The sequence below is a fragment of the Streptomyces sp. NBC_00647 genome, from assembly GCF_045207245.1.
GTDB lineage: Bacteria > Actinomycetota > Actinomycetes > Streptomycetales > Streptomycetaceae > Streptomyces.
Map to the genome: position 1 here is coordinate 5694367 of NZ_CP109040.1, position 22161 is coordinate 5716527.

At 70.2% G+C, this 22161-nt stretch carries 19 protein-coding genes and 1 pseudogene; 12 read left to right on the top strand and 8 right to left on the bottom strand.

The window, feature by feature from the left end:
- Positions 1–202: 202 nt before the first annotated feature.
- Genes nth through OG788_RS25065 form a run of 3 tightly spaced genes read left to right on the top strand, consistent with a single transcriptional unit; the run spans position 203 to position 3255 of the window.
- A complete protein-coding gene (gene nth, locus OG788_RS25055) occupies positions 203–1276 on the top strand; it encodes an endonuclease III (protein WP_406373583.1) in 1074 nt (357 codons plus the stop codon).
- Between the two features lie 52 nt (positions 1277–1328).
- Positions 1329–2042: an NUDIX hydrolase gene (locus tag OG788_RS25060; protein ID WP_406373585.1), complete on the top strand. Its 714-nt coding sequence runs from the start codon at positions 1329–1331 to the stop codon at positions 2040–2042.
- Positions 2043–2055: 13 nt separating this feature from the next.
- A complete protein-coding gene (locus OG788_RS25065; protein ID WP_351543086.1) occupies positions 2056–3255 on the top strand; it encodes a MarP family serine protease in 1200 nt (399 codons plus the stop codon).
- 15 nt (positions 3256–3270) lie between these two features.
- Here OG788_RS25065 and OG788_RS25070 read toward each other — a convergent pair whose 3' ends face one another.
- The 6 genes from OG788_RS25070 to OG788_RS25095 form a co-directional block, all read right to left on the bottom strand.
- Positions 3271–3450, bottom strand: a complete 180-nt coding sequence (locus OG788_RS25070; RefSeq protein WP_266761078.1) for a hypothetical protein — start codon at positions 3448–3450, stop codon at positions 3271–3273.
- A 162-nt stretch (positions 3451–3612) separates the two neighbouring features.
- Complete coding sequence (locus OG788_RS25075) at positions 3613–4563, bottom strand: alpha/beta hydrolase (RefSeq protein ID WP_351543090.1); 951 nt, start codon at positions 4561–4563, stop codon at positions 3613–3615.
- Positions 4560–5036, bottom strand: coding sequence for a phage holin family protein (locus OG788_RS25080; RefSeq protein WP_351543093.1), 477 nt, complete (start codon positions 5034–5036; stop codon positions 4560–4562). Before OG788_RS25080 ends, OG788_RS25075 begins: the two co-directional genes overlap by 4 nt.
- Positions 5037–5079: 43 nt before the next feature.
- The gene (gene nhaA, locus OG788_RS25085) at positions 5080–6474 is read right to left on the bottom strand and encodes a Na+/H+ antiporter NhaA (protein WP_406373588.1); all 1395 of its coding nucleotides are present in this window, start codon (positions 6472–6474) and stop codon (positions 5080–5082) included.
- Between the two features lie 287 nt (positions 6475–6761).
- Positions 6762–8762 carry an acetate--CoA ligase gene (gene acs, locus OG788_RS25090; RefSeq protein ID WP_406373590.1) on the bottom strand — a complete coding sequence of 667 codons (2001 nt, stop codon included), beginning with the start codon at positions 8760–8762 and terminating at the stop codon, positions 6762–6764.
- 670 nt (positions 8763–9432) lie between these two features.
- Positions 9433–11802, bottom strand: coding sequence for a SulP family inorganic anion transporter (locus OG788_RS25095; protein ID WP_406373591.1), 2370 nt, complete (start codon positions 11800–11802; stop codon positions 9433–9435).
- Positions 11803–12140: 338 nt separating this feature from the next.
- Between OG788_RS25095 and OG788_RS25100 the strand changes: the two genes are divergently transcribed.
- On the top strand, positions 12141–13415 hold the full coding sequence (locus OG788_RS25100) for a hypothetical protein (RefSeq protein ID WP_406373592.1): 1275 nt from the start codon (positions 12141–12143) through the stop codon (positions 13413–13415).
- A 59-nt stretch (positions 13416–13474) separates the two neighbouring features.
- Here OG788_RS25100 and OG788_RS25105 read toward each other — a convergent pair whose 3' ends face one another.
- Positions 13475–14455, bottom strand: coding sequence for an ATP-binding protein (locus OG788_RS25105; RefSeq protein ID WP_406373594.1), 981 nt, complete (start codon positions 14453–14455; stop codon positions 13475–13477).
- Positions 14456–14556: 101 nt separating this feature from the next.
- Between OG788_RS25105 and OG788_RS25110 the strand changes: the two genes are divergently transcribed.
- Positions 14557–15381: an oxidoreductase gene (locus OG788_RS25110; RefSeq protein WP_351543110.1), complete on the top strand. Its 825-nt coding sequence runs from the start codon at positions 14557–14559 to the stop codon at positions 15379–15381.
- Between the two features lie 366 nt (positions 15382–15747).
- Here OG788_RS25110 and OG788_RS25115 read toward each other — a convergent pair whose 3' ends face one another.
- On the bottom strand, positions 15748–16581 hold the full coding sequence (locus OG788_RS25115; RefSeq protein ID WP_351543113.1) for an HAD family hydrolase: 834 nt from the start codon (positions 16579–16581) through the stop codon (positions 15748–15750).
- 517 nt (positions 16582–17098) lie between these two features.
- Here OG788_RS25115 and ssd point away from each other — a divergent pair.
- From ssd to OG788_RS25150, 7 genes and pseudogenes are all read left to right on the top strand, one after another.
- Positions 17099–18151 (top strand): annotated as a pseudogene (gene ssd, locus OG788_RS25120) (septum site-determining protein Ssd); the annotation flags it as partial.
- Complete coding sequence (locus OG788_RS25125) at positions 18036–18326, top strand: hypothetical protein (protein WP_406376834.1); 291 nt, start codon at positions 18036–18038, stop codon at positions 18324–18326. The pseudogene ssd and the gene OG788_RS25125, both read left to right, overlap by 116 nt.
- Entirely contained in the window at positions 18244–19710 is a 1467-nt protein-coding gene (locus OG788_RS25130) for a TadA family conjugal transfer-associated ATPase (RefSeq protein WP_406373596.1), read from the top strand. The genes OG788_RS25125 and OG788_RS25130 overlap by 83 nt, the downstream gene beginning before the upstream one ends.
- Positions 19711–19767: 57 nt before the next feature.
- Complete coding sequence (locus tag OG788_RS25135) at positions 19768–20625, top strand: type II secretion system F family protein (protein WP_406373597.1); 858 nt, start codon at positions 19768–19770, stop codon at positions 20623–20625.
- Positions 20622–21404 carry a type II secretion system F family protein gene (locus OG788_RS25140; RefSeq protein WP_406373599.1) on the top strand — a complete coding sequence of 261 codons (783 nt, stop codon included), beginning with the start codon at positions 20622–20624 and terminating at the stop codon, positions 21402–21404. Before OG788_RS25135 ends, OG788_RS25140 begins: the two co-directional genes overlap by 4 nt.
- 205 nt (positions 21405–21609) lie before the next feature.
- A complete protein-coding gene (locus OG788_RS25145) occupies positions 21610–21747 on the top strand; it encodes a DUF4244 domain-containing protein (RefSeq protein WP_382783924.1) in 138 nt (45 codons plus the stop codon).
- On the top strand, positions 21734–22141 hold the full coding sequence (locus OG788_RS25150; protein WP_406373600.1) for a TadE family type IV pilus minor pilin: 408 nt from the start codon (positions 21734–21736) through the stop codon (positions 22139–22141). Before OG788_RS25145 ends, OG788_RS25150 begins: the two co-directional genes overlap by 14 nt.
- The last annotated feature ends 20 nt before the right edge of the window (positions 22142–22161 follow it).

Genomic DNA, 22161 nt, shown 5'->3' on the forward strand with positions numbered 1-22161 from the left:
CGGCAGGGGGCCAATTGGGGGCCGATCTTCAGGGTCCGGGGCGGATGTCGGTGCCGGGCTCTAGGCTGGCCGGGTGTCCAAATCGCCGGTGAGAGCACAGGCCAAGGGGGCTGGGCGGGTGGTTGTACGTCGCGATTCCGCTGTGGGCGAACAGGCCCCCGACGGAACCAAAGAAACGACAAAAGCGACAGAGTCGACGCCGGTGAAGACGGCACGGAAGGCGGAACCGAAGGCGGTCGCCGAGGAGGGCGCGAAGAAGACCGCCCGTCAGACGGCCAAAAAGGCGACGCCCGCGAAGACGGCCGCCAGGAAGGTGACGCCCGCGAAAACGGCCGCCAGGAAGGTGACGCCGACGAAGGCCGTCGCCAAAAAGGCGGCGTCCAAGAAGGCGGCCTCCAAGAAAGCCGTGTCGGCGAAGGCGGCCTCCGAGAAGGCCGGGTCCGCCGGAGCTGTCGCCAAGAAGGCGGCGCCCGTGCCGCGCGCCGCCCCCGAGCCGCCGCGGAACGAATCGCACACCGCTCTCGTCCGCCGGGCCCGCCGCATCAACCGCGAGCTGGCCGAGGTGTACCCGTACGCCCACCCGGAGCTGGACTTCCAGAACCCCTTCCAGCTGATCGTCGCCACGGTCCTGTCCGCCCAGACGACCGACCTGCGGGTGAACCAGACGACGCCGGCGCTCTTCGCCAAGTACCCCACTCCCGACGACCTCGCCGAGGCCAACCCGGAGGAGGTCGAGGAGATCCTGCGCCCGACCGGGTTCTTCCGGGCCAAGACCAAGTCCGTCATAGGGCTCTCCAAGGCCCTGCGGGACGACTTCGGGGGCGAAGTGCCCGGCCGCCTCGAAGACCTCGTCAAACTGCCCGGAGTGGGCCGCAAGACCGCCTTCGTCGTGCTCGGCAACGCCTTCGGGCGGCCCGGGATCACCGTGGACACCCATTTCCAGCGGCTGGTGCGGCGCTGGCAGTGGACCGCGGAGACCGACCCGGACAAGATCGAGGCGGCCGTCGGCGGGCTCTTCCCGAAGAGCGAGTGGACCATGCTGTCGCACCACGTGATCTTCCACGGCCGCCGCATCTGCCACGCCCGGAAGCCCGCCTGTGGCGCCTGCCCCATCGCCCCGCTCTGCCCGGCGTACGGGGAGGGCGAGACCGACCCCGAGAAGGCGCAGAAGCTCCTGAAGTACGAGAAGGGCGGCTTCCCCGGCCAGCGGCTCAACCCCCCGCAGTCCTATCTGGACGCGGGCGGCATCCCCGCACCCCCACTGGGCGCCGGATGACGGAACGAACACGGCCCCGGCGGGCGTTGGGAACAGCAGAACGGGGGTGGCGATGAAGCGCGCAGGCAACACACAGGACGCGAGCAACACGCAGGGCGGGCCGGTGGTCCTCAGCAAGGACGGTCTGCCCGACTGGCTGGGCCCGGTCGCGCACGCCGCGGAGACGGTGGAACCGCTCCAACTGAGCCGCTTCCTGCCGCCGGCGAACGGCACGGGCCGTCAGTCCGCGGTGCTCATCCTGTTCGGCGAGGGCGGCCGCGGCCCCGAGCTGCTGCTCATGGAGCGCGCCGGCACCCTCAGATCGCACGCCGGGCAGCCGTCCTTTCCCGGCGGCGCGCTCGACCCCGAGGACGGCGACCCGAAGGCCGACGGGCCGCTGCGGGCCGCCCTGCGCGAGGCCGAGGAGGAGACCGGCCTCGACCCGAGCGGCGTCCAGCTCTTCGGCGTGCTGCCCAAGCTGTACATCCCGGTCAGCGGCTTCGTGGTCACCCCGGTCCTCGGGTGGTGGCGCCGCCCGACCCCGGTCGGCGTCGTCGACCCGGGCGAGACGGCCCGCGTCTTCACCGTCCCCGTGGCGGATCTCACGGACCCGGCGAACCGCGCGACCACCGTGCATCCCAGCGGTCACCGGGGTCCGGCATTTCTGGTCGAATCGGCCCTGGTCTGGGGTTTTACCGCCGGGGTGATCGACAAGATCCTGCACTTCGCGGGCTGGGAGCGCCCGTGGGACCGCGATAAGCAGGTCCCGCTCGACTGGCGCGCATGACAAGGTGACCTTCGTGAATGTGCTGGACATTTTGTTGCTGGTCGCCGCTGTGTGGTTCGCGATCGTGGGCTATCGCCAGGGCTTCGTCGTCGGCATCCTGTCGGTGATCGGCTTCCTGGGCGGTGGTCTCGTCGCCGTCTACCTGCTCCCGGTCATCTGGGGCTGGGCGACCGACGACAGCGAGGTGAGCACGACCGCGGCCGTCGTCGCGGTGGTCGTCGTGATCGTCTGCGCCTCCGTCGGCCAGGCCCTCACCACCCACCTCGGCAACAAGCTGCGCCGGTACATCACCTGGTCCCCCGCCAGAGCCCTGGACGCGACCGGCGGCGCCCTGGTGAACGTCGTGGCGATGCTGCTCGTCGCCTGGCTGATCGGCTCGGCCCTCGCCGGCACCACGCTGCCGACGCTCGGCAAGGAGGTCCGCAGCTCCAAGGTGCTGCTCGGCGTGTCCCGCGCGCTGCCCTCCCAGGCCAACACCTGGTTCGCCGACTTCTCCTCGGTCCTCGCCCAGAACGGCTTCCCGCAGGTCTTCAGCCCGTTCGCCAACGAGCCCATCACCGAGGTCAAGCCGCCCGACCCGGCGCTCGCCGGCAGCCCCGTCGCCACCCGCTCGCAGAATTCCATCGTCAAGGTCATGGGCACCGCCCAGAGCTGCGGCAAGGTCCTTGAAGGCACCGGCTTCGTCTTCAGCGACCGCCGGGTGATGACCAACGCGCACGTGGTCGGCGGAGTCGACGAGCCCACCGTCCAGATAGGCGGCGAGGGCAAGAAGTACGACGCCACGGTCGTCCTGTACGACTGGGAACGCGACATCGCCGTACTCGACGTACCGGACCTGAAGGCGCCCGTGCTGCGGTTCAGCACGAAGGACGCGAGCAGCGGCGACAGCGCGATCGTCGCGGGCTTCCCGCAGAACGGCTCGTACAACGTCCAGCCCGCGCGCGTGCGCGGCCGCATCACGGCCAACGGCCCGGACATCTACCACCGCAAGACGGTGCGCCGCGACGTCTACTCGCTGTACGCGACGGTCCGTCAGGGCAACTCCGGCGGACCGCTGCTGACACCCGACGGCAAGGTCTACGGCGTGGTCTTCGCGAAGTCGCTCGACGACGCCGACACCGGCTACGCGCTCACCGCGGACGAGATCCGGGAGGACATCGCCGAGGGGCGTACGGCCAACCAGCAGGTGGACAGCGACAGCTGCGCGCTCTGACCGGCGGGCAGGGCCTCAGCCGCGTGGATGGCGCAGCCGCATCGAGACCCATCGGGCCCTGCGGCGCAGAATGTGCGGAATCCCCACGCGAGGATCCGTGCCTGTCAGCTGCGGGGTGCCCCTCTGATGGGAGCTCAGACCCGTGGCCGAGCGGCGATTGCGTGCTGCGTCACTGTAGTCGTGCGTCCAGCCCATACCCCGACGTCTGCCCCCGCCCCAAGGTCGATAACCTCGCCCCAGCCCCTCAATTGGCCTATGCGCGAGGCAATTGGCCGTTCGAGGAACAGGCGTTCACCGTCCGTATTTCCGGGCATGAACCGGGCGCGTTCGGGCGGTCACGCAAGGGTGACCGGAGCGTCACCGGTCGGGTTCCGGATCCTTCAGCCAGTTGACCAGTTCGGTGGAGAAGGCGACCGGATCCTCTTCGTGCGGGAAGTGCCCGAGCCCGTCGAACAGCCGCCAGCGGTACGGCGCTTCGACGTACTCTCCGGAACCCGCCGCGCTCCGCGTCCGCATCACCGGATCGAGCGAGCCGTGCAGATGCAGCGTCGGCACCCGCACCGGCCGCTTCATGCGCCGGTTGAACTGGATGCCGTCCGGGCGCGCCATGGACCGCACCATCCACCGGTACGGCTCGATGGAGCAGTGCGCGGTCGACGGGATGCACATGGCACGGCGGTACGCCTCCACGGTGTCGTCGTCCGGCTGCCGCGGCCCCGACCAGTCCCGTACCAGACGGCCCACCAGGGCGCCGTCGTCCGCGAGGAGTTGGCGCTCCGGGATCCAGGGGCGCTGGAATCCCCAGATGTACGAGCCCGCCGCGGTCTGCTTGACGTCGGAGAGCATGGCGGAGCGCCAGCGCCGCGGATGCGGCATGGACGACACCACGAGCCGGCGGACGAGCTTGGGCCGCATGACGGCCGCCGTCCACGCCAGATAGCCGCCGAGATCGTGGCCGACCAACGCGGCGTCGGGCTCGCCGAGGGACCGTACGACCCCGGTGATGTCGAGCGCGAGGTTGGCCGGGTCGTAACCGCGCGGGGTGCGGTCGCTGCCGCCGACGCCCCGCAGGTCCATGGCCACGGCCCGGAACCCGGCGTCCGCGAGCGCGGTGAGCTGGTGCCGCCAGGTCCACCAGAACTGCGGGAAGCCGTGCAGCAGCAGGACGAGCGGCCCATCGCCGAGCTCGGCGATGTGGAAACGCGCGCCGTTGGCGGCCACGTCCCGGTGGATCACTTTGCGTCCGCCGGGAAGGTCGATCCGTACGGCCGAGGTGGGTTGCGCCGAAGGTGTGGCGGGGTCCGTCATGAGGATGAGCGTGCCACAGCCTTGACGACGTCCTCGACCGGCTCGGGCCGCGGGTGCGGCTTGGCGTTCGGCAGAACACCCGCCGTCTCCTTCACGGAGGCGGCCACCTTCTGCGGGCCCTGGCTCTTCTTGACCTTCTTCGCGAAGATCACACCGACCAGTGCGAGCACGGCCGCGACCAGCACGTTCGCCGCGAACGACAGCAGGAAGCAGATCGCGAGATTCCAGTCGCTCCAGGTCCGGATGCCGTACGCGAGGGCGAAGCTGAGCATCGGCAGGGAGAAGATCAGCACCGCGCCGGCCGCCGAGAACGCGCCCCCGCTGACCGCGCCGCGCTTGACGTCCTGCTTGAGCTGCGCCTTCGCCAGGGCGATTTCGTCGTGCACCAGTGCGGACATCTCGGTCGTCGCCGAGGCGACCAGCTGGCCGATGCTGCGTTCGGCGCCGACCGGGCTGCCGTCGGGTGCGCTCATCGCGATCTCCCTCTTCTGCATGTGTTTGTGCGGTCCTGTCAGATCATGCCGGACCGTCGTTCCCCTCGCTTGCCCCACCCGCCACTTCGGCAAGCCTGCGATGCTCCGCGGCCTTCCGCTCGTAGATGGCGGCCATGCGCAGGTGGTACGCGGGGTTGTCCTGTTCATAGATGTCCGGGATGCCGTCGAGGTCCTCGTCGCGCTCCTCGTCCTCGCACATCGCGCGGTACTTGGCGTTGCGCAGCTTCAGCAGCGCCGTGGCGAGCACGGCCGCGATGAACGAGCCGATCAGGACGGCGGCCTTGGTCTCGTCGGTGAGGCTCGTGTTGCCTTCGAAGGCGAGTTCGCCGATGAGCAGGGAGACGGTGAAGCCGATTCCGGCGAGGGTGGCGACGGCGGCGACGTCCGCCCATTCCAGGTCGTCGCTGAGCGAGGCCCGGGTGAACCGGGCCGTCAGCCACGTACCGCCGAAGATGCCGACCGCCTTGCCGACGACGAGTCCGAGCACCACGCCGAGTGTCTCGGGCCGGGTGAACACCTCGCCGATCGCCCCGCCGGAGATCGAGACACCCGCGCTGAACAGGGCGAACAGCGGCACGGCGAGTCCCGCCGACACCGGGCGCACCAGATGTTCGATGTGTTCGCCGGGGGAGTGCTCCTCGCCCTCGTGCGGGTGGCATCGCAGCATCAGGCCCATCGCGACTCCGGCGATGGTGGCGTGGATGCCGCTGTTGTACATCAGGCCCCAGATCACCAGGGCGAGCGGGACGTACACGTACCAGCCGCGTACGCCCTTGCGGAGCAGCAGCCAGAAGACGCCGAGGCCCACGACCGCCCCGCCGAGCGCGGCGAAGTCGATGGAGTCGGTGAAGAAGACCGCGATGATCAGGATCGCGAACAGGTCGTCGACGACGGCGAGGGTGAGCAGGAAGGCGCGCAGCGCGGACGGCAGCGACGTCCCGATGACGGCGAGCACGGCGAGCGCGAAGGCGATGTCGGTGGCGGTGGGGACCGCCCAGCCTTCGAGTGAACCGTTGCCGAACACGTTGGTCAGCACATAGACGAGCGCGGGAACGGCCATGCCGCAGACCGCGGCGACCACGGGCAGTACCGCGGCCTTCGGGTCCCGCAGATCCCCGGCGACCAGCTCGCGCTTCAGCTCGATCCCGGCGACGAAGAAGAACACGGCCAGCAGTCCGTCGGCCGCCCAGTGCTCCACGGACAGATCGAGTCCGAGCGCGGCCGGCCCGAAGTGGTAGTGCGAGACGGTCTCGTAGCTGTCCGGCAGGGTGTTCGCCCAGATCAGCGCCGCGATCGCCGCGATCAGCAGCAGCACCCCGCCCACGGTCTCGGCGCGCAGCGCGTCCGCCACGAAGTTCCGCTCGGGCAGGGACATGCGGCCGAAGAACTTGCGGGCGGTGGAAGGGGGCGCGGCCACGGTGAGGACCTCCGGTCCAGCAGGCAGGACAAAGCACTCGCCGACCAGACTTCCCGGCACACCATGAACGATCTTGTCGCGTCTTTGACGCTTTGCTTACTTTACCTAAGATGCGGCCGGGTCGCTGCGGGATCTTCACACTACGGCGAAACCGGACGCGGAGGGCTGCCGGTTGGGCTGAGAGGGGCACTTCGGCGGCTCGGTGGCGGCCCTCCCGGACGACGCGAGGGGTGTGGGAGCACCCAGTGCTCCCACACCCCTCAGGGCCGGGCGGGGGTGACCCCGCGTCAGTCCTCGCTGGGCGCGGCCGGCAGCTTCGCCTGGATCAGGTCCATCACCGTGGAGTCGGTGAGCGTCGTGACGTCACCGAGCTCGCGGTTCTCGGCCACGTCGCGCAGCAGGCGGCGCATGATCTTCCCCGACCGGGTCTTCGGCAGCTCGGCCACCGGCAGGACGCGCTTCGGCTTGGCGATCGGACCGAGCGTGGTGCCCACGTGGTTGCGCAGGTCCGCCACCAGTCCGGCGTCCTCGGCGGAAGCCGTCCCGCGCAGGATGACGAAGGCCACGATCGCCTGCCCCGTCGTCTCGTCCGCCGCACCCACGACCGCCGCTTCGGCGACCGACGGGTGGGAGACGAGCGCTGACTCGACCTCGGTCGTCGAGATGTTGTGCCCGGACACGAGCATCACGTCGTCGACGCGCCCGAGCAGCCAGATGTCGCCGTCGTCGTCCTTCTTGGCCCCGTCCCCGGCGAAGTACTTCCCCTCGAAACGCGACCAGTACGTGTCCAGGAACCGCTGGTCGTCGCCCCAGATCGTGCGCAGCATGGACGGCCACGGCTCGGTCAGCACGAGGTAACCGCCACCTCCGTCGGGCACCTCGTTCGCCTCGTCGTCGACCACCGTCGCCGCGATGCCGGGCAGGGCCCGCTGTGCCGACCCCGGCTTCGTCTCGGTGACTCCGGGCAGCGGCGAGATCATCATCGCGCCGGTCTCCGTCTGCCACCAGGTGTCGACGATCGGCGTACGGTCCCCGCCGATGTGCTTGCGGTACCAGATCCACGCTTCGGGGTTGATCGGTTCGCCGACCGACCCGAGCACCCGCAGCGACGACAGATCGAACTTCGCGGGGATGTCGTCGCCCCACTTCATGAACGTACGGATGGCCGTGGGCGCCGTGTAGAGGATCGTCACCCCGTACTTCTGGACGATCTCCCAGAACCGGCCCTGGTGCGGCGTGTCCGGCGTCCCTTCGTACATCACCTGCGTCGCGCCGTTCGAGAGCGGTCCGTACGTGATGTACGAGTGCCCGGTGACCCAGCCGATGTCGGCCGTGCACCAGTACACGTCGGTCTCCGGCTTGAGGTCGAAGACGGCGTGGTGGGTGTACGAGGCCTGCGTGAGGTAGCCACCCGAGGTGTGCAGGATGCCCTTCGGCTTCCCGGTGGTCCCGGAGGTGTAGAGGATGAACAGCGGGTGCTCGGCGTCGAACGCCTCCGGAGTGTGCTCGGCCGACTGCCGTCCCACGATGTCGTGCCACCACACGTCGCGGCCCTCGGTCCAGGCGACGTCCTCGCCGGTACGACGGACGACCAGCACCTTGTCGACCCCGTCGACCCGGCTCACCGCGTCGTCGACGGCCGGCTTCAGCGCCGACGGCTTTCCGCGCCGGTAGCCCCCGTCGGAGGTGATGACCAGCTTGGCGTCGGCGTCCTGGATGCGGGTGGCGATCGCGTCCGCGGAGAACCCGCCGAAGACCACCGAGTGCGCGGCGCCGATACGGGCGCAGGCCAGCATCGCGACGACGGCCTCGGGAATCATCGGCAGGTAGACGGCGACCCGGTCGCCCTTGCCGACACCCAGTTCGGTGAGGGCGTTCGCGGCCTTCGACACCTCGTCCTTGAGCTCGGCGTAGGTGATGGCCCGGCTGTCGCCCGGCTCACCCTCGAAGTGGATGGCGACGCGGTCGCCGTTCCCGGCCTCGACATGCCGGTCCACGCAGTTGTACGTGACGTTCAGCTTTCCGTCGGCGAACCACTTCGCGAACGGCGGATTCGACCAGTCCAGCGTCTCGGTCGGCTCGGTGGCCCAGGTCAGGCGGCGGGCCTGCTCGGCCCAGAAGCCGAGCCTGTCAGCCTTGGCCTGCTCATACGCCTCCGCGGTGACATTGGCGTTCGCCGCCAGGTCGGCGGGCGGCGCAAACCTGCGTTCTTCCTTCAACAGGTTGGCCAGGCTTTCGTTGCTCACGACATCTCCCTTTCCCAGGGTGTCCGTTGTGTCCCAGGCCACAGCTCATCAGACCGGGGGGCTCGGTGACAAGGCCCGATCCGAAATTGGTTTAGACCTATCCTGTGTCGCCGGCCCGGGGCTTCGGTCCGCGCGGCACGTCCTCGCCCCGCGGCACGGCCCGGCGCCTCTCACGAGAACACACGAAGTCCGCACCCTGGGGCACGTACGCACCGGCCACCGGGTTCACTTCGACCGCGCGCATCGACGGGCGCATCGACAGCGCGCAACGACCAAGGACATCGACGGCGCACATTGACCGCGCGCATCGGCCACGCCCACTGGGCCGACTGACCCGAGGAACGGTGAGGGACCCGAGGAACGGTGAGGGAGGGGGGAGTCCCTCCGCCTCCCTCGGCGGAGGCAGGAACCATCACACGCCGAACGCTTCTCCTGGCCCCGCGCGCGATACGCCCGGTACATCTTCCCCTGCCGGCCAAGATCTCCCCCACCCCCACCCCCACCCCCACCCCCGCATCCCGTTTCGCGACCGGGCGTGTCGACGATCCCCTCGCCGTAGCCGCCGTAGCCGCCGTAGCCGCCGTAGCCGCCGTAGCCGCCGTAGCCGCCGTAGCCGCCGTAGCCGCCGTAGCCGGCCGGGGCCGACGTGCCGAGAGCGGGGGGTTGTATGTGGTGCGCGGCCCTGCCGACCGGGGCCGCGCACCATGTGCGATCACGCCGGATGCCGCAGATCCTCTGCCGCGCCCACATGATCGAACAGCTCGGCCCCGTCGGCGTCGGCCAGCAGATACGCCTGGGCCTCACCCACGTGGAAGTACATTCCGTGCAGCTCGAGCACGCCCTCCCGCAGGGCCCGCGCCACGGACTCGTGCGCCCGCAGGTGCTCCAACTGCTGCATCACATTGGTCAGACAGAGCTGCTCCACCGTGTCGGCGGGCGCCCGTCCGGCGAGCCGCGCCCACGGCCTGTCCTTGGCGGCCATCCGGTCCAGGCTCGGCTGCCCGTGCCGCAGCCACCGCTTGAGCGGCGTGAGCGCCCCTCCGGGCTCCGAGGCCAGCAGGGCCTGCATGGCTCCGCACCCGGAGTGCCCGCAGACCGTGATGGACCGCACCTTCAGCACGTCCACCGCGTACTCGATGGCCGCGGCCACGGAGTCGTCCCCGCTCTCCTCTCCGGGCATCGGCACGAGGTTGCCCACATTTCGTACGACGAACAGGTCTCCCGGACCACTGGAGGTGATCATCGAGGTGACGAGCCGAGAGTCGGCACAGGTCAGGAACAGTTGGGACGGCCGTTGTCCCTCCCGTGCGAGCCGGGCCAGCTCATCGCGTACCAGGGGTGCGGTGTTGCGCTGGAACGCGCTGATCCCGCGCGCCAGTTGGTGTCCGCTCGGTCTGGCCTCGCCGGTCCCCTCGTCCTGCCCGGCCGAAGGGTCATGCGACGCAGCGGACCCTGGGACGGCGGAGGCCTCGCACTGATGATTCCGCCAGGGAGTCCAGGGCCGGCAGCGGCAGTGCGTGGAATTCGTGGGTTCGGCGATCCGCTGTCCGGTCCGGCCGGTGAGCTCGACCGTGCCACCCTGGGCGGTGTGCGTGCTCTGCCAGTCGTGCAGCGACTCGTACGCGGCGTGGTCCATGAACGAGCCGTCCAACTCGACGACGGTGTCCGCCCCTCGGGGCACCAGATGCAGGGCGCGGCTGAGCCGAGGCACCGCGAGGAACGTCAACTGCCCTCGTACGTGTACGTGATGGACTCCTTCCTTCTCGTCGTGGGTGATCCGGGTGCGTCCGAGACGGTGCAGGGCGACGCCGACGGCCACGGAGACCCCCAGCGCCACGCCCTCGAGAACTCCGAGGAACACGACGCCGAGCGTGGTGACGGCGTAGACCAGCACTTCGCGGTGGCGGGTGACCGTGCGGATGTGGTGCAGGGACACCATCTGGATGCCGACGGCCATCACCAGGGCGGCGAGCGATGCGAGGGGGATCAGCTCCAGGATCGGGACCATCAGCAGCGCGGCAACTACTACGAAAACGCCATGCAGCATCGTGGAGTTCCGGCTGACGGCACCTGCTTGCACATTCGCGGAACTGCGCACCGCGACGCCGGCGACCGGCAGTCCGCCGAGCGCGCCGGACACGAGGTTGGCAGCGCCCTGCCCGAGCAGTTCCCGGTCGAGTCGGGAACGGCCCACGTGTGCCTGGAGTTCCGGGCGGCCGCTCACCAGCTTGTCCACCGCGACGGCGCCGAGCAGTGACTGCACGCTGCACACCAGCGTCACGGTGAGGACGGCGGCGGCGATGCCGAGCACCGGGCCTTCGGGCAGCCCGGCCAGTGCGTGGCTGCTCCAGGACGGCAGGTCGACTCTGGGCAGCGTCAGCCCGGCGAGGGAGGCGGTCGCTGTGGCTCCGGCGACGGCGACCAGTGCGGCGGGAACCTTGCGCAGCATCCGCCCGGTGCGCCCGGGGATACGCGGCCAGGCGAACAGCAGCGCCAGTGTCAGCGCGCTCATCGACACCGCTGCGGGGTGCATACGCGCCACTTGGTCCGGCAGCGCGACGAGGTTGTCCAGGACGGAGCTCTGCGGGATGCCTCCCAGCACGATGTGCAGCTGGGCGACGGCGATGGTCACGCCGATTCCGGCGAGCATGCCGTGCACGATCGCGGGGCTGACGGCCAGGGCCGTGCGGGCCACGCGCAGGCAGCCGAGGCCCAGTTGGGTGATTCCGGCGAGCACGGTGATGGCACAGGTCGCGCGCCAGCCGTAGTGGTGGATGAGCTCGGCGGTGACGACCGTGAGCCCGGCGGCGGGTCCGCTCACCTGGAGCGGTGAGCCGCCGAGGCGTCCCGCGACGAGTCCGCCGACGGCGGCGGCGACGAGGCCGGCCTGGAGCGGCGCGCCGGTGGCGAGGGCGATGCCGAGTGACAGCGGCAGGGCGATCAGGAAGACGGCGATCGAGGCCGACAGATCCGCGCCCGCGATACGGAAGCGGCGGGGCGGGATCGGCGGGGGGCTGTGGGGTGGGTGGACGTGCGCGGGCCGAGTCGAATCGGCGGCGCGAGTGGGGACGCAGGCAGACATGGTTCCCGTCTCCTCCGGGGCAGCGCGGTCGCGGAACAGGTGGTCCCCCGTCCATATCGGCGGGGGGCGGGTCGCGGCCGTGGGTCACGGCGTGCAGCGGCGGGATTTTCAACGCTCGGTAAACGGATCGTAATGCAGAGTAAAGGCTTTATGTCGAATATAGGAGCAAATGGGGCATTCAATCACCCTTCAGGGTGAAGTGGTCTTTTGATCGGCTTGTCGTACTTATTACTTCTCGGTCCCGTGAAACCTTGACGGCGCTGTCGGTGCATAGCTGCACATAACCGCGATAGCGCCCTGATCGGCGTTGACCCGACCGAGAAAAAGGAGGGCGGAAGATGGCCGCCACCCAGAGGATCGCCACGGGTGTAGCACTCGCCGCGGCCTGCGCCACGGCGCTCGCCGGTTGTGCGGGCGGTACCACCGCTTCCCAGGAAGGTGCCCACGGTGCGAGGAAGGCGGCGGGGGCCCCTGCGGCACCCCGGGCCGCGGTCCGTCTGATCGGTGACGGTTCCACCTCGTACACCGGGGCGCAGCCGCATCTCCCCCGGCCCGAACGGCTGGAGCCGGGTCAGAAGCCCCCGCAGTTCGTGGTCTTCTCCTGGGACGGCGCTGGCGAGGACAGCCAGAAGCTCTTCTCCCACTTCCGGAAGCTCTCCAAGGCCAACAAGGCGACGATGACGTACTTCCTGAGCGGCGTGTACATGCTGCCGGAGGACAAGCGCGACCTGTACCGGCCGCCGCAGCACTCGCCCGGCAGCTCGGAGATCGGCTTCAACGACGAGCAGGGCATCAAGGACACCGCGAAGCAACTGCGTGGTGCGTGGCTGGAGGGCAACGAGATCGGTACGCACTTCAACGGCCACTTCTGCGGTACCGAAGGCGGGGTCGGCCAGTGGTCGGTCGCGGACTGGAAGAGCGAGATCGCCCAGGCGAAGTCGTTCGTGAAGTCCTGGAAGACCAACGCGGGCCTGACGGGGGCGGCATCACTGCCCTTCGACTACGACAAGGAACTCATCGGTGCCCGCACCCCCTGTCTGGAGGGCCGGCAGAACTTCATGAAGGCGGCCCACGAGCTGGGCTTCCGCTACGACACCAGCGGTGTCAACAATCAGCTCTGGCCGAAGAAGGAGAAGGGCCTGTGGGACCTGTCGATGCAGCTCGTGCCCTTCCCCGGTCACTCCTATGAGCAGCTCACCATGGACTACAACTTCATGGTCAACCAGTCGGGCACCCAGACCCAGGGCGACTCCGGCAAGCAGCGGTTCTGGGGGGATCAGATGCGTGACGGCCTGCTCAGGGGCTTCGACCGCGCCTACGACGGCAACCGCGCTCCGCTGATCATCGGGAACCACTTCGAGTCCTGGAACGGCGGCAACTACATGCGTGCTGTAGACGAGGTCGTCGAGCGCGTCTGCACCAAGGCCGACGTGCGCTGTGTCTCCTTCAGGCAGCTCGCCGACTGGCTCGACGCCCAGGACCCGGTCACCCTCGACAAGCTCCGCGGCCTCGATGTCGGTGAAGCGCCGAAGCAGGGCTGGACATCCTTCCTCTCGGGCCACCCGGCCCCCGCCCCGAAGGGCGTCCCCGGGGCGCCGGCGGCCAAGCCGTAGCGGTGCCCCGGGCCGGCCTGTCGCTCATCCCGTTGTGACGCTCCGGGCCGGCCGGCCGCTCACGCCGCTGCCATCGGACTCTCGCCGAGTACGAAGCCGGGGTCGACCTGTTCCGCGAGGTCCGCTCCGGTCTTGGTGTTGCCCCAACTGATGGCGTTCTTCAGGTGGAACTGCACCATCTGGCTCGTGTACCGCTCCCAGTCGCGCAGTTCGTACGTGGCGTCGGCGGCGGTCCGCAAGGCGTGCAGCGAAAGCCGGTTGGCCTCCTCCAGGAGCTCGAACCGGGGTGGGCGGCCCTTCTCCATGGCGCGTACCCAGTCCGAGTGCCCGACCGTGACCAGGAGGTCGTCACCGACCTCGGCTCGAAGGAAGTCGATGTCGTCCTGGCCCTGCACCTTGTTGCCGACGACCTTCAGGACGACGCCGAAGTCGCGGGCGTACTCCCTGTACTGGCGATAGACGGAGACTCCCTTCCGGGTCGGTTCGGCGACGAGGAACGTGATGTCGAAGCGGGTGAACAAGCCGGACGCGAAGGAATCGGAACCCGCCGTCATGTCGACGACGACGTACTCGCCCGGGCCGTCGACGAGATGGTTCAGGCAGAGCTCCACAGCACCGGTCTTGGAGTGGTAGCAAGCCACCCCCAAATCGGCCTCGGTGAATGGGCCGGTGACCATCAAACGGACCGCTCCGCCGTCGAGTTCCACCGGCCGGGCGCAGGCGTCGTACACCGGATTGGCCTCATCGACGCGCAGCAGCCGGGAGCCCGCACCGGGCGGGGTCGTCTTGATCATCGTCTCGGCGGACGTGATGCGCGGATTGGAACCGCGGAGGTAGTCCTTGATCAGCGGCAGCCTCTCGCCCATGGCGGGCAGTGCGGCGGCCTCCGTTTCTTCGAGCCCGAGCGCGGCCCCCAGGTGCTGGTTGATGTCGGCGTCGACGGCGACGACCGGTGCCCCTGAAGCGGCGAGGTGGCGGATGAAGAGCGACGACAGTGTGGTCTTGCCACTGCCGCCTTTCCCGACGAAAGCAATTTTCATGTTCACCAAGGGTAGTGCGACAGTAGCTCTGGGTGCTCGCGGCGCGTGAAGAAGACCACTCCTTCGTGGGGTGCGGTCTCTGGGTGCGTAATGTCGTACTCATGAGTACGACAGGTGCGACCGCCGATCCGCTCGCGGTCCTGGGTTCGCTTCCCGGGGTGGCCGAATCCGTGGAATCCGTCCGCAAGGCCGTGGACCGGGTCTACGGCCACCGGATCATGCGGCGTCGCGGCAACGAGATCACGTCCGAGGCGGCGTTGCGCGGGGCCCGGGGTTCCGCGGCGCTGTCCGGTGCCGACTGGGCCCTCGAGGAGGTGCGTCGGCGTACAGACTTCAGCGCGGACGACGAGGGTCGCACGGTCGGCGCCGCCCTGCGGCTGACCTCGGAGGCGGGTCAACTCCTGTCCATCTGGCGGCAGTCGCCCCTCCGTGTGCTGGCCAGGCTGCACCTGGTGGCGGCGGCCGATCAGGGTGACGAGGTCGGCCGGCCGCGGCAGAACGGGGAGCGGGTGGACGAGCCTCTGGTGGAGCTGCCGCTGCCCGACGCGAACGAGGTCGCCGGCCGTCTGGAAGGCCTTTCGCAGCTCATCATCGCGGGTGGCTCGGCCCCCGCTCTGGTCACGGCGGCCGTCGTCCACGGTGAACTGATCGCCCTGCGCCCCTTCACCTCGCACAACGGCCTGGTCGCGCGCGCGGCGGAGCGCATCGTCCTGATCGGCAGCGGTCTGGACCCGAAGTCCATCTGTCCGGCGGAGGTCGGTCACGCGGAACTCGGCCGTGCGGCCTACCTCGCGGCACTGGACGGCTACGTCTCGGGAACCCCGGACGGCATGGCTGCCTGGATCGCCCACTGCGGCAGGGCTGTCGAGCTGGGTGTCAGGGAGTCCGCCGCGGTCTGTGAGGCGCTCCAGCGCGGCGCCGCGTAGCGGGCGCGCGACTCCCCGAAAAGGGTTGCGGCGGTACGAGTTCTCGTACCGCCGCTGGCACGTTCACCGGGTTACCAAGCGTCCTCGAAAATTGCCCATCAGGTCGGGAACTTCTGCCCGTCACCTGGTGCGGCTGGCCCGTAATCGACGGGTCGACGTCGCGTGGGTGCTCGATGTTCGTGCTCGGTCCGTGGGGCCGGGTTGCGTTTGAAGGTGATCCTCTCGGATGTCCTTGGTCTCGCGGGCCGCTAACCCCTTTGTACTCCAGGTCCGGAGGAAGCGGAACCCCTGACCGCACTTCTTTACTTTTAGCTTCAAAAGGGTGAGTAATGGACATTAATAAGCCGCACGCGTACGCGTGACGGCTCACGCGACCGACGCGCGGCGCCGACTGGCGTACCAGACGAGCCCTGCCGTGGCCGCCGCCGCTCCTATCGCGGCCGCCGCGACCAGTGCGGGCCGGGGAGGTACGGACAGAGCGGGCAGCCGCTGCTTCAGCCGGACCGGACGGTGGAAGTCCAGGATGGGCCACGCGCGGGCGACCGCCTCGCGGCGCAGTGTGCGATCCGGATTCACCGCGTGCGGATGCCCGACGGCCTCCAGCATCGGCAGATCGGTCGCCGAGTCGCTGTAGGCGTAGCAGCGGGGGAGGTCGTAGCCCTCGGACGCGGCCAGCTCCTTGATCGCTTCGGCCTTGGTCGGCCCATAGGCGTAGTACTCCACCTCGCCGGTGAAGCACCCGTCCTCGCCGACGACCAGGCGGGTCGCCACCACACGGTCCGCGCCGAGCAGTTCGCCGATCGGCTCGACCACCTCGGCACCCGACGTGGACACGATCACGACGTCGCGGCCGGCCTTGTGGTGCTGCTCGATGAGCGACGCGGCCTCGTCGTAGATGATCGGGTCGATGAGGTCGTGCAGTGTCTCGGCGACGATCTCCTTGACCTGCTGGACGTTCCACCCGCGGCACATCGCGGACAGGTACTTGCGCATCCGCTCCATCTGGTCGTGGTCGGCGCCGCCCGCCAGGAACACGAACTGGATGTATGCGGTGCGCAAGGCCGCCCTGCGGTTGATCAGACCGCCTTGGTAGAAAGACTTGCTGAAGGTGAGCGTGCTCGACTTCGCAATGACCGTCTTGTCCAGGTCAAAGAAGGCTGCTGTACGAGGCAAGGAGTGGTTTTCCACGAGGTTGAGCATAGGGCCCACCATTCGGCGTAAGGTGAGGCGCGTGGGTTTGCCTGAGAGGGCTCTCGGGTACACCATGGAAGTCACGGATCGTTCGCGACCGTGCTAACCCGGTCCGACTCCTCCCCCCCCGAGTCGGCCGTGGGGACGACCCCCGCTCTCCCCCCCGGCGGGGGTCGTCGCATGTCCGGATGGGTTTTCCCCTCTTCTGCGCGGCCCCGAAGCCTTCTCGGCACCGTTGATTCCGCCTTCTTCGCGTCCCCGTGATTCGTCACTGTGCGTAGCCGTTGGGATGCTCTGCGGAAGTCGTTGAGCGCTCACCGGTAGGGGTGAAGGCGATATTCACAGCCGCTGAGTTGTCCACAGTTTTCGACCAAGATCCACACGATTTCCGGGATCGCTGCACCGTGATTCCCACGCGCTCCGTTCGCGGCCAGTTCATGGCCGGTTCCGTTTGTCGGACGCGTTTGGCCGGTTCGTATCGGCCGTTCGTATGGAGGCCGCTTGCCGGTTCTTCGCACGAGCGGGAATGGCGGGGTCCTGGAGGGCCCCGCGCAGGAAGCAGCGAAGGGGGCTGGAGATCGTGGCGGGAGCCATCACCCATGACCGGTCGCCCACCGCCGAGGGGCGGCAGGGCGGACCATTGATCGTCACCGAGGACGTCGACCTCCTCGACGACCTGCTGCGCCTGTGCGCGGCGGCGGGAGCACGCCCCGAGGTCCACCCGGGGATTCCGGAACGCAGGGGCAGCTGGGAGGCGGCACCCCTCGTCCTCGTGGGAGACGACGCCGCACCGCGTGTGCGGAGGGCCGTGCGGAGAAGGGGAGTGGTGCTGGTCGGCCGGGATCAGGACGATTCCGGAGTCTGGCGGCGCGCAGTCGAGATCGGCGCCGACCACGTCCTTGTGCTGCCGGACGGCGAGCAATGGCTTGTCGACCGCATCGCCGACGTGACAGAAGGAGTCGGCCGGCCCGCCCTCGCCGTCGGCGTACTCGGCGGCCGCGGCGGGGCCGGGGCCTCCACGCTGGCCTGCGCGCTCGCCCTCACCTCGGCGCGTGAGGGGAAGCGCACCCTGCTTGTGGACGCGGACCCCCTAGGCGGCGGACTCGACGTACTCCTGGGCGGAGAGGCTTCCGAGGGCCTGCGCTGGCCGGCGTTCGCCGCGTCCCGCGGCAGGGTCGGCGGCGGCGCGCTGGAGGAGTCCCTGCCCGAACTGCACGCGTTGCGGGTCCTGAGCTGGGACCGGAGCGACGCGGTCACCATTCCTCCGCAGGCGGTACGTGCGGTGCTGGCCGCCGCCAGACGGCGCGGGGGCGCGGTGATCGTCGACCTGCCCCGCCGCATCGACGAGGGAGTCGCCGAGATCCTCGCCCAGCTCGACATGGGGTTGGTGGTGGTCCCGGCCGACCTGCGCTCCATCGCGGCGGCCGGGCGGGTGGTGTCCGCGGTCGGCATGGTCCTGCGCGATCTCCGGGTCGTGGTGCGGGGCCCTTACGCACCGGGCCTCGACGACCGCGAGGTCGCCCGCCTGCTCGACCTGCCCCTGGTGGGCGAAGTGCCCGCCGAACCTTTCCCGTTGGACGGCGGACCGCCTCCGGGGAGCATGCCGAGGGGGCCTCTGGCCCGGTTCTGCGCGACCTTCTGGCAGCGGGTTCCGGTCGAAGGAGGGGGCGTATGAACAGGGAGGCCGCCACGGGCACAGAACCCGCCGGAGGACTCGGCAGGCGACCGGGCCCGAGGCCCCGGGTCACCCATGAGAGCTCCTCGTACGGGTGGACGGAGGCGAGGGACGGGCCCAGGCGCTACCTCTCCCGCCGGACGGACGCTCGGGACGGCCCAGGAGGCTCCCTGCCCGGAGGCACGGAGCAGTGGGACGGGCCCGGCGGCGGGGCGGACGGACGTGCGGGGCTGCTGGACGGCGTGCGGCAGTGGCTGGCGGAGAGCGGCTCCGAGCCGACCCCCGCGCGCGTGGCGCAGGCGTTGCGCGAACAGGGGCGGGTCCTCGGGGATGCCGAAGTCCTCGGCGCGGCCGAGCGGTTGCGGTCCGAGCTGGTCGGCAGCGGCCCGCTGGAACCGCTGCTCGCCGACCCGTCGGTGACCGATGTGCTGGTGTCGGCGCCCGACCGGGTGTGGGTCGACCGGGGCGGCGGCCTGGAACTGACCGCCGTGACCTTTCCGGACGCGACAGCCGTACGACGTCTCGCTCAACGCCTCGCCGCTGTGGCCGGCAGAAGGCTCGACGACGCCCGCCCCTGGGTGGACGCCCGGCTGCCGGACGGGACACGACTGCACGCGGTACTGCCACCGGTCGCCGTCGGCTCCACCTGCCTCTCCCTGCGTGTCGTACGGCCGCGCGCGTTCACCCTCGACGAGCTGGTTGCGGCAGGGACGGTGCCGCCCGGCGGGGACCGGGTGCTCAGAGCGCTGTTGGACGCCCGGTTGTCCTTCCTCATCAGTGGGGGCACAGGCTCAGGGAAGACGACCTTGCTGAGCGCGTTGCTGGGGCTGGTGGGTCCCGGTGAGCGGATCGTGCTCGCCGAGGACTCGGCGGAGCTGCGGCCCGACCATCCGCATGTGGTGCGTCTGGAAGGGCGGCCGGCCAACCAGGAGGGCGTCGGACTCGTCGCGCTCCACGATCTCGTCCGGCAGGCCCTGCGGATGAGACCGGACCGGCTGGTGGTCGGCGAGGTGCGCGGTCCCGAGGTCGTCTCGTTGCTGGCCGCTCTGAATACCGGCCATGAGGGCGGCTCCGGCACGGTCCACGCGAACGCGGCGGCGCAGGTCCCGGCCCGGCTGGAGGCCCTGGGCACTGCGGCCGGGCTCGACCGGGCGGCCCTGCACAGCCAGTTGGCGGCGGCGCTTTCCGTTGTCCTGCATCTCGTGCGGGACCGGGCCGGACGACGCCGGATCGCCGAGGTGCATGTGCTGGAACGCGACCCCTCGGGGCTGGTGGTGACGGTGCCGGCCCTGCGGTGGGGTGAGGACGCCTTCACGTACGAGCGGGGGTGGGAGCGGCTGAGGGGACTGCTTCGGGACGGGAGCGAGGGAGGCCGCGGGCCGATTCGGTCCGGGACGGAGGGATTTCCTCGGGACACGTGGAGTGCAACGAGTCCTTCGGACGGAAGGGACGCGGGGACGTGACGGGGTTCGGGCGGCGGAAACGGAGTACGAACGGGGAGCGGGATGGGGATCGGTGAGATGACGGACGCGCCCGCCGGAGCGGCCATGGCGTGTGCCGGGATCGCGGCCTGGATGATCGGCGGGCGGGACTCGGGGGCACGCAGAGCGAGACTGCTGCTCGCGGGTGGCGGGGCGGCGACGGGGCCGCACCGGTGGGAACGGGTCCTTGTCGACTGGCGGCGATTGCGCGGGCGGATGCGGCCCGAACTCTGGTCTCTGGTGGCGGGATCGGTGATCGCGGTGCTGGGCGCCTCGGTACTGCCGCTTCTCCTCGGGACGGCCGGCGTGCCGCTGCTGGGGAGGGTACGGCGGGCGGGAGAGGCCCGGCGGGAGCGGGAGAGGCGCGGTGACACGGTGATCGCCCTGTGCGGTGCCGTCGCCGGCGAGGTGAGGGCCGGACATCAGCCCGGCGAGGCGCTGCTCGGAGCCGTGCGTGACTCGGACGGACTCGGTGACGCGCAGCCGGTGGTGCTGGCCGCGGCGCGGTTCGGCGGGGACGTGCCGGGTGCGCTCACCGAGGCGGCGCGGCAACCCGGCGCCGACGGTCTGGTGGGGCTCGCCGCGTGCTGGCGCGTGGCCGTGGACCGGGGTGCGGGACTCGCGGCGGGTCTCGACCGTCTGGAAGGCGCGCTGCGCGCCGAGCGCGATCAAAGAGCGGACATGCGCGCCCAGTTGGCCGGGTCGCGCTCGACGGCCTCGATGCTCGCGGGTCTGCCGGTCCTCGGTCTGCTGCTCGGCACCGCGCTCGGCGCGGACCCGCTGCACGTGCTGTTGCACACCCGTCCCGGGCTGGGCTGTCTGCTGGTGGGCGGCGTGCTGGAGGGCGTGGGGATGTGGTGGGCGCTGAGGATCGTCCGAGGAGCGGAGACGGCATGAGCGCGGAAGTTGTCCACAGGCTGGGGGTAGTTGTGTGCGGACTGCTCCTGGCCGGCTCGTCGGCCCGCTGGTTCGGGGCAGTGCGGCGCGAGAGGAGAGCACGACAGCGGCTGGCCGCGTTGCTGAGCCGCAAGACGGCGCCGTCGCCGAGGCGCCACGACGTACGGGGCTACGGCCGACAGTGGCTGCCCGTGCTGGGTGTGGCGTGCGCAGGCTGGGTCCTGATCGGAGGTCTCCCCGGAATTCTGGTGGGACTGGTGGCCGGATTCGGGCTCCGACGGTGGCGCCGACGGCGGAATCCGGCGCCGCTGGAGGAGTACGACAGGACGCGGGCAGCTCGCCAACTACCGCTCGCTGCCGACTTGGTGGCCGCATGTATCGCGGCAGGGGCGAGCCCTGTGGCGGCGGCACAGGCCGTCGGCGAGGCCCTGGGCGGACCGGTGGGTGAACGGCTGGCGCGGGGTGCGGCGGAGGTGCGGCTCGGGGGTGAACCGGTCGATGCGTGGCGGAGCCTGGCGTCGATACCGGGTGCCCACGGGTTGGCGCGTCTGCTGGAGCGGGCGGGCGAGTCGGGCGTACCGGCGGCTGTGCCCGTCGGCCGGCTCGCGGCGGAGGCCAGAGCCGAGTGGGGACGCGCCGCGACGGCGCGGGCACGCCGGGCGGCCGTCATGGTCACCGCGCCCGTGGGGCTCTGTTTTCTGCCCGCTTTCCTCGCGATCGGCGTGCTGCCCGTGGTGATCGGGCTGGCCGGCGGGTTGCTGCGAGGGGGCGGTGGCTGACGAGCGACAGGTGCGGCGAGCGGTGAATGACAGGTGGACGAAATGGCCGACAGGCCCGGACCTTACGGGGGTTGAAATGCGCAGGACGGTACGAGTTCTCGGACAAGCACGAGCGCAGGAACGAGCGCAGGGACGAGAGCAAGGGCGAGGGCGGGTTCGGACTCGGGTCCGGCTGCTGGCGTCGGTGGTGCGGAGGGACAGGGGAATGGTCACTTCCGAGTATGCGGTGGGTGTCATCGCCGCGGTGGCCTTCGCGGCCGCGCTCTACAAGGTCGTGACGAGCGGGCAGGTCGGTGAGGAACTGCAGGGCATCGTGGGGCGGGCGCTCAATGTCCAGATGTGAACGGGGCTTGCGGACAGGCCTGTTGAGGGTCGGACCGGTCAGGCGTCGAGACGGTGGATTCGTAACGGCTGAGGCCGCTGTGGTGCTGCCCTCGCTGGTGCTCGTCGGCATGGCGCTGGTCTGGGCCCTGCTCGCCGCGTCCGCGCAGATCCAGTGCGTGGACGCGGCGAGGGCGGGCGCCCGGGCGGCGGCGCGTCAGGACTCACCGGAAGCGGTCCTGGCGACGACCCGCCGGGCCGCCCCGCCCGGCGCGAGGGTCACGGTGAGCCGGGAGGCGGATCTGGTCAGGGTGAGGGTCGGTGCGAGTACGCCGGGGCCCGCCGCGCTGTCCCTGGAACTGAGCGACGAGGCGGTGGCGCTGGCGGAGGAGACGGTGGGGGTGGCCGGGAGATGAGGCGCTGGAATCGCCGGCGG

Bases quoted from the DNA above. Each gene is read 5' to 3' on its own strand.
- OG788_RS25060 (WP_406373585.1), top strand. From the start codon at position 1,329: ATGAAGCGCGCAGGCAACACACAGGACGCGAGCAACACGCAGGGCGGG.
- OG788_RS25070 (WP_266761078.1), bottom strand. From the start codon at position 3,450: ATGGGCTGGACGCACGACTACAGTGACGCAGCACGCAATCGCCGCTCG.
- OG788_RS25075 (WP_351543090.1), bottom strand. From the start codon at position 4,563: ATGACGGACCCCGCCACACCTTCGGCGCAACCCACCTCGGCCGTACGG.
- OG788_RS25080 (WP_351543093.1), bottom strand. From the start codon at position 5,036: ATGAGCGCACCCGACGGCAGCCCGGTCGGCGCCGAACGCAGCATCGGC.
- OG788_RS25095 (WP_406373591.1), bottom strand. From the start codon at position 11,802: ATGTCTGCCTGCGTCCCCACTCGCGCCGCCGATTCGACTCGGCCCGCG.
- OG788_RS25100 (WP_406373592.1), top strand. From the start codon at position 12,141: ATGGCCGCCACCCAGAGGATCGCCACGGGTGTAGCACTCGCCGCGGCC.
- OG788_RS25105 (WP_406373594.1), bottom strand. From the start codon at position 14,455: ATGAAAATTGCTTTCGTCGGGAAAGGCGGCAGTGGCAAGACCACACTG.
- OG788_RS25110 (WP_351543110.1), top strand. From the start codon at position 14,557: ATGAGTACGACAGGTGCGACCGCCGATCCGCTCGCGGTCCTGGGTTCG.
- OG788_RS25115 (WP_351543113.1), bottom strand. From the start codon at position 16,581: ATGCTCAACCTCGTGGAAAACCACTCCTTGCCTCGTACAGCAGCCTTC.
- OG788_RS25130 (WP_406373596.1), top strand. From the start codon at position 18,244: ATGAACAGGGAGGCCGCCACGGGCACAGAACCCGCCGGAGGACTCGGC.
- OG788_RS25135 (WP_406373597.1), top strand. From the start codon at position 19,768: ATGACGGACGCGCCCGCCGGAGCGGCCATGGCGTGTGCCGGGATCGCG.
- OG788_RS25140 (WP_406373599.1), top strand. From the start codon at position 20,622: ATGAGCGCGGAAGTTGTCCACAGGCTGGGGGTAGTTGTGTGCGGACTG.
- OG788_RS25145 (WP_382783924.1), top strand. From the start codon at position 21,610: ATGGTCACTTCCGAGTATGCGGTGGGTGTCATCGCCGCGGTGGCCTTC.
- OG788_RS25150 (WP_406373600.1), top strand. From the start codon at position 21,734: ATGTCCAGATGTGAACGGGGCTTGCGGACAGGCCTGTTGAGGGTCGGA.